Origin of the sequence: Falsiroseomonas sp. (assembly GCF_051859025.1) — a bacterium.
GTDB lineage: Bacteria > Pseudomonadota > Alphaproteobacteria > Acetobacterales > Acetobacteraceae > Falsiroseomonas.
In genome coordinates this window covers 434,434-443,662 of sequence record NZ_JBHYGL010000023.1, presented here as the reverse complement: position 1 = coordinate 443,662, position 9,229 = coordinate 434,434, and the positions used below count along the sequence as shown (strand labels likewise).

7 protein-coding genes are annotated in these 9,229 nt (G+C 71.9%); all 7 read left to right on the top strand.

Annotated features, from left to right (window positions below):
* The first annotated feature begins 205 nt into the window (after positions 1 to 205).
* Genes ACTIE5_RS19990 through murC form a run of 7 tightly spaced genes read left to right on the top strand, consistent with a single transcriptional unit; the run spans position 206 to position 9,224 of the window.
* Positions 206 to 1,663 carry a UDP-N-acetylmuramoyl-L-alanyl-D-glutamate--2,6-diaminopimelate ligase gene (locus ACTIE5_RS19990; RefSeq protein WP_439551481.1) on the top strand — a complete coding sequence of 486 codons (1,458 nt, stop codon included), beginning with the start codon at positions 206 to 208 and terminating at the stop codon, positions 1,661 to 1,663.
* Positions 1,660 to 3,030, top strand: coding sequence for a UDP-N-acetylmuramoyl-tripeptide--D-alanyl-D-alanine ligase (locus ACTIE5_RS19985; RefSeq protein WP_439551477.1), 1,371 nt, complete (start codon positions 1,660 to 1,662; stop codon positions 3,028 to 3,030). Before ACTIE5_RS19990 ends, ACTIE5_RS19985 begins: the two co-directional genes overlap by 4 nt.
* Positions 3,027 to 4,115 carry a phospho-N-acetylmuramoyl-pentapeptide-transferase gene (gene mraY / locus ACTIE5_RS19980; RefSeq protein ID WP_439551476.1) on the top strand — a complete coding sequence of 363 codons (1,089 nt, stop codon included), beginning with the start codon at positions 3,027 to 3,029 and terminating at the stop codon, positions 4,113 to 4,115. The genes ACTIE5_RS19985 and mraY overlap by 4 nt, the downstream gene beginning before the upstream one ends.
* Positions 4,112 to 5,491: a UDP-N-acetylmuramoyl-L-alanine--D-glutamate ligase gene (murD, locus tag ACTIE5_RS19975; protein WP_439551475.1), complete on the top strand. Its 1,380-nt coding sequence runs from the start codon at positions 4,112 to 4,114 to the stop codon at positions 5,489 to 5,491. Before mraY ends, murD begins: the two co-directional genes overlap by 4 nt.
* A complete protein-coding gene (locus ACTIE5_RS19970) occupies positions 5,488 to 6,621 on the top strand; it encodes an FtsW/RodA/SpoVE family cell cycle protein (RefSeq protein WP_439551474.1) in 1,134 nt (377 codons plus the stop codon). The genes murD and ACTIE5_RS19970 overlap by 4 nt, the downstream gene beginning before the upstream one ends.
* Positions 6,618 to 7,781 carry an undecaprenyldiphospho-muramoylpentapeptide beta-N-acetylglucosaminyltransferase gene (gene murG, locus ACTIE5_RS19965; protein ID WP_439551473.1) on the top strand — a complete coding sequence of 388 codons (1,164 nt, stop codon included), beginning with the start codon at positions 6,618 to 6,620 and terminating at the stop codon, positions 7,779 to 7,781. The genes ACTIE5_RS19970 and murG overlap by 4 nt, the downstream gene beginning before the upstream one ends.
* On the top strand, positions 7,782 to 9,224 hold the full coding sequence (gene murC, locus ACTIE5_RS19960; protein WP_439551472.1) for a UDP-N-acetylmuramate--L-alanine ligase: 1,443 nt from the start codon (positions 7,782 to 7,784) through the stop codon (positions 9,222 to 9,224).
* Positions 9,225 to 9,229: the final 5 nt, after the last annotated feature.

Genomic DNA, 9,229 nt, shown 5'->3' with positions numbered 1-9,229 from the left:
GCCCGGGCGACGCCGGCGACGCCGCCCGCTACGACCCCCGCCCCGCAAGCCCCGCCGCGGGTGGCGCCCACCGCGCCGACGGCCTCCGCCCCCGCCCGCGCCGCCGAGGCGTCCCGCCCCGCCGCCGCCGCACCCCCCGCCGGGCTGCGGGAGGCGAGCCTTGCGCCCCGATGACGGCGCGACCTTGCGCCCGCTCCTCGATCTTCTGCGCGATGTACCCGGCCTCCAGCCGCCGCCGGGACCGCTGCCCGCGATCGCGGGGCTGACGGCCGACAGCCGCCAGCTTCGCCCGGGCTTCCTCTTCGCCGCCCTGCCGGGCAGCCAGGCCGATGGCCGCCGCTTCATCGCGGCGGCGGTCGCAGCCGGCGCCGCGGCTGTACTCGCACCGACCGATACAGCGTGGCCGGAAGGCACGCCCGCGCGGCCCTTGATCCTGGCCGCAGATCCGCGCGGCGCGCTGGCCCGGCTGGCCGCGGCCTTCCACGGCGCGCAGCCCGCGACGCTGGTCGCCATGACGGGCACCAACGGCAAGACCAGCACCGTCGATTTCCTCCGCCAGCTCTGGGCGCTGGATGGCGCCCTCGCGGCGTCGATGGGCACGCTCGGCCTGGTGGCGCCCGGCTTTCCGCCCGGCCCGTCGCTGACCACGCCGGACCCGGTGGCGCTGCATGGAACGCTGGCGGCACTCGCCCGCGGGGGCATCACCGCCGTGGCGATGGAAGCGTCCTCCCACGGGATCGAGCAGCGGCGGCTGGATGGCGTGGTGCTGACGGCGGCCGGCTTCAGCAACCTGACGCGCGACCACCTGGACTACCATGGCAGCATGGAGGCCTATCGCGCCGCCAAGCTGCGCCTGTTCGACACGCTGCTGCCGGAAGGGGCAGCGGCGGTGGCGAATGCGGCGATGGATGCCGAAACCCTGGCCGCGCTGCGTGCCATCGCCGCCGCCAGGCGCCTCCGCCTGCTGACGGTCGGCGAAGGCGGGGAGGCCCTTCGCCTGGCCGCCCATGCGCCGCTGCCGGCCGGCCAGCGCATCCGGATCGTGGGGATGGGGGAGGACCGGGAAGTCACGCTGCCCCTGCCCGGCCGCTTCCAGGCCGACAATGCGCTGATGGCCGCGGCGCTGGCGATCGCCACCGGCATGGCCGCCAGCCGGGCGCTGGACCTGCTGCCCGGCCTTCGCGGCGTGCGCGGCCGGATGGAACTGGCGGCGCGCCTGCCGAATGGCGCGGCGGTCTATGTGGACTACGCCCATACGCCGGATGCGCTGGAACGGCTGCTGGTGGCGCTACGGCCGCATGTGGCGCCGGATGCGCGGCTGCATGTGCTGTTCGGCGCGGGCGGGGACCGGGACCCGGGCAAGCGGCCCCTGATGGGCGCGGCCTGCGCCCGGCTGGCGGATCGCTGCTGGGTGACGGATGACAACCCCCGCAGCGAGGACGCGGCCATGATCCGCGCCGCGGTCCTAGCGGGCTGCCCGGGCGGGATCGATGCCGGGGACCGCCACGCCGCGATCGCCCGCGCGCTGTCCGACCTGCGCCCGGGCGATGTGCTCGCGGTGGCGGGCAAGGGCCATGAAAGCGGGCAGACGATCGGCGCCGTGACGCTGCCCTTCGATGACGTGGCGGTCGTGCGCGGCCTGGCCGGGGATATGGCGGCATGACCGTGTTGTGGGACAGCGCCGGGCTGCGGGATGCGACGGGCGGCACGATCGGCGACGAGGTCCGCATCACCGGCGTGTGCATCGACAGCCGCTCCGCCGGGCCGGGGGACCTCTTCATCGCGCTGCGCGATGTGCGGGATGGGCATGATTTCGTGGCCGATGCGCTGGCGCGTGGCGCCGCCGCGGCCATGGTGGACCGGGCCCCGCCCGGGGTCGCGGCCGATGGCGCGCTGCTTCGCGTGGGCGACACGCTGGCGGGGCTGACGGCACTCGGCGATGCGGGCCGCCGGCGCGCCACCGGGCGCTTCGCGGGTGTCACGGGCAGCGTCGGCAAGACGACGACGAAGGAGATGCTGCGCACCGCGCTTTCCGCGCAGGGGCCGACGCATGCCGCGGTCGCCAGCTACAACAACCATTGGGGCGTGCCCCTCACGCTCGCCCGCATGCCGGCCGGCAGCGCCTTCGGCATCATCGAGATCGGCATGAACCACCCCGGGGAGATCGCGCCCCTGGCCCGCCTCGCCCGGCCCCATGTCACCGCGATCACGGCCATCGAGGCCGCGCATATCGGCCATATGGGCAGCCTGGAGGCGATCGCGCGGGAGAAGGGCTCCATCATGGAGGGCCTGCTGCCCGGCGGCGTCGCGGTGCTGCCGGCGGAAAGCCCCTTCCTGCCGCTTCTGCGCGAATTGGCTGGTGCGGCTGATACCCTGACCTTCGGGGCCCATGGCGATGCCCGCGCGACGGCGATGGAGCCGGATGCCGAGGGCACCACCATCACCGCCGATATCGCCGGGCAGACCGTGCGCTTCCGGCTCGGCACCCCCGGGCTGCACATGGCGCGCAACGCGATCGCCGCCCTGGCCGTGGTGCGCGCGCTCGGCGCCGATGTGGCAGTGGCGGCGGAGAGCCTGGCTGGGTTCCGCGCCCTGGCCGGCCGGGGCGACCGGCAGCGGATCGCGACCCCCGATGGCGGCAGCGCGACCCTGCTGGACGAAGCCTATAACGGCCAGCCACCCTCCATGCGCGCCGCGCTGGCCCTGCTGAAGCTGCTGCCGGCCCGCCGGCGGATCGCGGTGCTCGGCCAGATGGGGGAGCTGGGCGACTTCGCGGAGGCGGAGCACGCCGCGCTCGCCCCGCACATCGCGGAATCCGCGGATCTGGTCTTCGCCTGCGGGCCATTGATGCGCCACGCCCTGGCTGCCATTCCCGCCGCCCTGCATGGGGGCTGGGTACCGACATCCCGGGAACTCGTCCCCCTCGTCCTCGGCGCGCTGCGCGATGGCGATGCGATCCTCGTCAAGGGCAGCCTGGCCACGGGTATGAAGACCGTGGTGCAGGCGCTGACCGAAAGTGCTTCCCGATGATCTTCAACCTGCTCTCGCCGCTGGCCGACGACTTCATCCTGTTCAACCTGATCCGCTACACGACTTTCCGGGCCGGCGCCGCCTGCATGACGGCGCTGTTCGTCGCCCTCGCCTTCGGCCCCATGGTCATCCGCTTCCTGCGCGCGCACCAGAATGGCGGCCAGCCGATCCGGGAGGATGGGCCCCAGAGCCACCTGGTGACGAAGAAGGGCACGCCCACCATGGGCGGCGTCCTGATCCTGCTGTCCCTCACCGTCTCCACCCTGTTGTGGGCCGACCTCCGGAACGGCTTCGTCTGGGTCGTGCTGATGGTGACGCTGGGCTACGGCGCGCTGGGCTTCGCTGATGACTGGCTGAAGGTCACGAAGCGGAACACCAAGGGCGTGTCCGGCCGGCAGAAGCTGATCACCCAGGCGCTGATCGGCCTGGCGGCCGCGCTGTGGATGGCCTGGCTGATGCCGGCGCATCTGTCGGACAAGCTGGCCCTGCCCTTCTTCAAGGAATTGCTGATCCCCTTCGGCTTCGTCTTCCCGTTGCTGGCCATGCTGGTGATGATGGGTTCCTCCAACGCCGTGAACCTGACCGACGGCCTGGATGGCCTGGCCATCGTGCCGGTGATGATCGCGGCCGGCGTCTTCGCCCTCATCGCCTATCTCGTCGGCAACCGCATCTTCGCGGATTACCTGCAGTTGCATGCCGTGCCGGGTTCGGGGGAGCTGGCGGTGTTCTGCTCCGCCCTCATCGGGGCGAGCCTTGGCTTCCTGTGGTTCAACGCGCCGCCGGCGGCGGTCTTCATGGGCGATACCGGGTCGCTGGCACTCGGCGGCGCGCTGGGCGCGGTGGCGGTGGCGACGAAGCATGAGGTCGTGCTGGCCATCGTCGGCGGGCTGTTCGTGGTGGAGACGGTGTCCGTCATCATCCAGGTCTTCTGGTTCAAGCGCACCGGAAGGCGCGTCTTCCTGATGGCGCCGCTGCACCACCATTTCGAGAAGAAGGGCTGGGCGGAGCCCACCATCGTCATCCGCTTCTGGATCATCGCCATGGTGCTGGCGCTTGTCGGCCTCAGCACGCTGAAGATCCGATGAGCGATTTCCGCCCCTTCGCCGGCGAACGGATCGCGGTGCTCGGCCTGGGCAAGGCCGGGTTGCCCGCGGCCGCGCGCCTGGCGGCATGGGGGGCGGACGTGACCTGCTGGGATGACCGGGCGGAGGGCCGCGCGGCCGCGGAGGCCGCCGGCTTCACGCTGCGGGACTCCGCCGCCGGCCCCTTCACTCAGGATGCGCTGCTGCTGTCGCCGGGGATTCCGCACATCCTGCCGCAGCCCCACCCGGCCGCAGCCAGGGCGCGGGAGGCCGGGCGGCCGATCCTCTGCGACGTCGAATACCTGTTCCGGGCGGTCCGGGCGGCGGGCAGCGCGGCGCGCTTCGTCGGCATCACCGGGACCAACGGCAAATCCACCACCACCGCCCTGTTGCACCATCTGCTGGTCGGCGCGGGGCGCGTTTCCGCGGTGGGCGGGAACCTCGGCCCGGCGGCGTTGGGACTCAACATGTTGGGGTCCGAGGGAGTCTATACCCTCGAAATGTCGTCGTACAGCTTGGAGCGAATCGCGACGGTCGGGTTCAACGTGGGGGTTATGCTGAACCTCAGCCCCGATCATCTCGACCGCCATGGAAGCATGGCCGGCTATGCCGCTGCGAAGGCCAACGTCTTCGCGCGCCAGGGCCGGGATGATGTCGCCGTGCTGGGCCAGGATGATGAACTGTCCGTCGCCATGGCGGGTTCGGTCACGGCGCGGCTGGTTCCGGTTTCGGGCTTGCGGGCGGTTCCCGGCGGCGTCTGGGCCGCGGGGCCGATGCTGCGGGACGATGCCGGCGACATCGCCGATCTGCGGGACGCCCCTGCCCTGCCCGGCAGCCACAACGCCCAGAACGCCGCGGCCGCCACGGCGGCGGGCCTGGTGCTGGGGCTGGACCGCGCCGGCATAGCGGCGGGGCTGGCCAGTTTCCCCGGCCTACCGCATCGGCAGGAGCGCGTCGGCACGCTGCGCGGCGTCGCCTTCGTGAATGACAGCAAGGCCACCAACGCCGACAGCGCGGCGCGGGCCCTGGCATCCTATGACCGCGTCGTCTGGATCGCGGGCGGGATCGCCAAGGAAGGCGGGATCGAGAGCCTGGCGCCCTACTTCCCCCGCATCGCGCGGGCGATCCTGATCGGGCGCGACGCGCCGGCCTTCGCCGCGACACTGGCCGCGCATGGCGTGGCGCATGAGGTGGCGGGGACGCTGGACGAGGCCCTGCCCGCGGCGGCGTCAGCGGCCTTCGGGGGGGCGGCGCCGGTCGTGCTGCTGTCCCCGGCCTGCGCCTCCTTCGACCAGTTCAGCGGCTTCGACGCGCGCGGCGACCACTTCCGCACGCTGGTCCAGGCCATGGGCGCCACGGATATCGGGAGGGCGGCATGATCCAGGTTTCACGCGCCGATACCTCGACCCTCGGTCGGTGGTGGTGGACGGTCGATCGCTGGACGCTGGCGGCGCTGCTGGCGCTGATCGGCTTCGGCTACGTGATGATGCTGGCCGCCAGCCCCGCCGTGGCGGAACGCATCGGCGCCGCGTCCCGCAACATGTTCTTCGTCCGGCAGATCTTCTACCTGGCCATGGCCGCTTCCGTGCTGGTGGCGGTTTCCATGCTGTCGGTGAAGCAGGTCCGGCTGCTGGCCTGGGCGGGGCTGATCGGCGCCGTCGCGATGGTGGCGGCCACGCTGGTGCTGGGCGTGGAGATCAAGGGCGCGCGGCGGTGGATTTCCATCCCCGGGCTCGGGTCCCTTCAGCCGTCGGAATTCCTGAAGCCCTGCTTCGCCGTCGTCGCCGCCTGGCTGATCGCGGAGGGCAAGCTCAACGGGCGCTGGGGCGCGACGCTGCTCGTGCTCGGCATCTTCGCCGTCATCGCGGCACTGCTGAAGGGGCAGCCGGATATCGGCATGCTGCTGGTCGTGACCGCCGTCTTCTTCGCGCAGTTCTTCGTCGCCGGGCTGAACCTGTTCATCGTGGCCTTCCTCGGCGCGGCCGGCGCGGCGCTGGCGGGGCTCGCCTACATGATGTTCCCGCATGTGCAGTCGCGCGTGCACCGCTTCCTCGACCCCGCGGCGGGCGACAACTACCAGGTCACGGTCGCGCTGGAGGCCTTCGGCCATGGCGGGCTGCTGGGCCGCGGCCCCGGCGAGGGCCGCGTGAAGAACGTGCTGCCGGACGCCCATGCCGACTTCGTCTTCGCCGTGGCGGGTGAGGAATTCGGCCTGGTGGTCTGCCTGCTGATCCTCGGCCTCTTCGCCTTCGTCGTCGTGCGCGGGCTGATCCGTCTCCTGGGGGAGATGGACCTGTTCGTGGTGCTGGCCTCCGCGGGGCTGCTGACGCAGTTCGGGCTGCAGGCCTTCGTCAACATGGCGTCCTCTCTCCACCTGATCCCGACCAAGGGCATGACACTGCCCTTCGTCAGCTACGGCGGATCCTCCGTGCTCGCCATCGCGCTCGGCATGGGCATGCTGCTGGCGCTGACGCGCAAGCGGCTGTCCCGCGCCGAGGAAGATCGATGAGAGGCCCCGCGGTGCGCCCCATCGTCATCGCCGCCGGCGGCACCGGCGGCCATCTGTTCCCCGCCGAGGCCTTGGCGGCGGAGCTGCTGGCGCGCGGGGAGCGGATCGCGCTGATGACCGATGCGCGCAGTGCGGCCTTCGAAAGCCCGGCCTTCAGCAACGCCGAACGCTTCGTGCTGCGCGGGTCGGGCATCGCGGGCCGCGGCGTGAAGGGCGCGGCACAGGGCGCCCTGGCGCTGGCGGCCGGGACGCTGGAAGCGCGGCGCATCCTGCTCCGGCTCGATGCCTCGGCCGTGGTGGGCTTCGGCGGCTATCCCTCCGTGCCGCCGCTGATCGCGGCCCGCACCCTGCCGCGCGCGACGCGGCCGGTAACGGCGCTGCACGAACAGAATGCGGTGCTCGGCCGGGCGAACCGGCTGCTGGCGCCGGGCGCCGACCTGCTGGCGCTGTCGGTGGCCGATACCACGAAGGTCCCGTCATCCGCCCATGCGGAGGTGGTCGGCAACCCCGTGCGCCCCGCCCTCGCGGCACTGGCGGAGGAAGGCTACACGGCGCCGACGGAGGAAGGGGCGATTCGCCTCCTCGTGCTGGGCGGCAGCCTGGGCGCGCGCATCTTCGCCGATGTCGTGCCGGCCGCGGTGGCGCTGCTGCCGGAAGCGCTGCGCCAGCGCCTGGTGGTGACGCAGCAGACGCGGGCCGAGGATCTGCCGCGGGTCGAGACGGCGTATCGGGAAGCCGGGGTGCCGGCCGACCTCTCCCCCTTCTTCGGCAACATCGCGACGCGTCTGGCGATGGCGCATCTGGTCGTCGCGCGGGCCGGCGCCTCCACCGTCGCGGAACTCGCCTGCGCGGGGCGGCCTTCGGTGCTGGTGCCGCTGCCACATGCGATCGATGACCATCAGACCGCCAACGGAAGGTCGCTGGACAGCGCGGGCGCCGCGTGGCTCATGCGCCAGCCGGATTTCACGCCGGATGCGCTGGCCCGGCATCTGGCCACCATGTTCTCCAACCCGCCCGTGCTCGCGCGCGCGGCGGCCGCTGCTTCACGGCTGGCGCGTCCCGATGCGGCGCGGCGGCTGGCCGATCTGCTGCTGAACCTGACCAACCGCGCCGAGGCGCCAGAATTGACGCGCCCTCCCGCGCGCCCGGAGTCCCGCTAGATGCGCGCCCTTCCCCTCTCGATCGGCCCCATCCATTTCGTCGGCATCGGCGGCATCGGAATGTCCGGCATCGCGCAGGTGCTGCACAACCTCGGCTACACGGTCCAGGGCAGCGACATCGCGGAAGGCTACAACGTCACCCGCCTGCGCGAAGTCGGCATCCCCGTGATGGTGGGGCATGAAGCCGCCAACCTGGGCGCCGCGCAGGTCGTCGTCGTTTCCACCGCCGTCAAGCGCGACAACCCGGAAGTGCAGGCGGCGCGCGCGCGGCTGATCCCGGTGGTGCGGCGCGCGGAAATGCTGGCGGAGTTGATGCGGCTGAAATGGGCGGTCGCGATCGGCGGCACCCATGGCAAGACCACGACGACCAGCCTGGTGGCCGCGGTGCTGGAAGCCGCGAAGCTCGACCCCACCGTCATCAATGGCGGCATCATCAACGCCTATGGCACCAATACGCGCCTCGGTTCCGGCGACTGGATGGTGGTGGAGGCGGATGAAAGCGACGGCTCCTTCCTGAAGCTGCCCGCCGTCTGTGCCGTCGTCACCAACATGGACCCGGAACACCTGGACCATTGGGGGACCGAGGAGGCGATGAAGGAGGGCTACGCCCAGTTCGTCGGCAACATCCCCTTCTACGGCTTCGCGGTGCTCTGCGCGGACCACCCGGAAGTGCAGGCGATGATCCCCCGCCTGTCCGATCGCCGCATCATCACCTACGGCTTCTCACCCCAGGCGGATGTGCGGGCGGAGAAGCTGATCACGGACCGCATGGGCGCGACATTCGAGGTCGCGGTGCGGGACCGCGCCACGGGCCGAAGCCGCACGCTGAAGCCGATGCGCCTGCCGATGCTGGGCAGCCACAACGTCCAGAACGCGCTGGCCGCCGTCGCCATCGGCGTCGAGATGGACATCGACGAGGGCACGATCCGCACCGCCCTGATGGGGTTCAAGGGCGTGAAGCGCCGCTTCACCCGCACGGGGGAAGCCGGCGGCATCACCGTGATCGACGATTACGGCCATCATCCCGTGGAGATCGCGGCGGTGCTGAAGGCCGCGCGGCAGGCGGGGGCGCGCGATGTCGTCGCCATCGTCCAGCCGCACCGCTATTCGCGCCTGGCCTCGCTGTTCGAGGATTTCTGCGCCTGCATGAACGATGCCGGCACGGTCATCATCGCCGATGTCTATGCCGCCGGCGAACAGCCGATCCCGGGCGTCGATCGCGATGCGCTGGTGGAGGGGCTGCGCGCGCGCGGCCATCGTTCCGTGGTGCCGCTGCCCGGCCCGGACAGCCTCGCGGAGATGGTGAACGCCATCGCGCGGCCGGGCGACTATGTGGTCTGCCTCGGCGCCGGCAACATCACGACCTGGGCCCATGCCCTGCCGGATGAATTGACCGCCCTGCAATCCCGCACCAGGCCGCGCCTGGTGGGCAGCAGCAAGTGACGGCC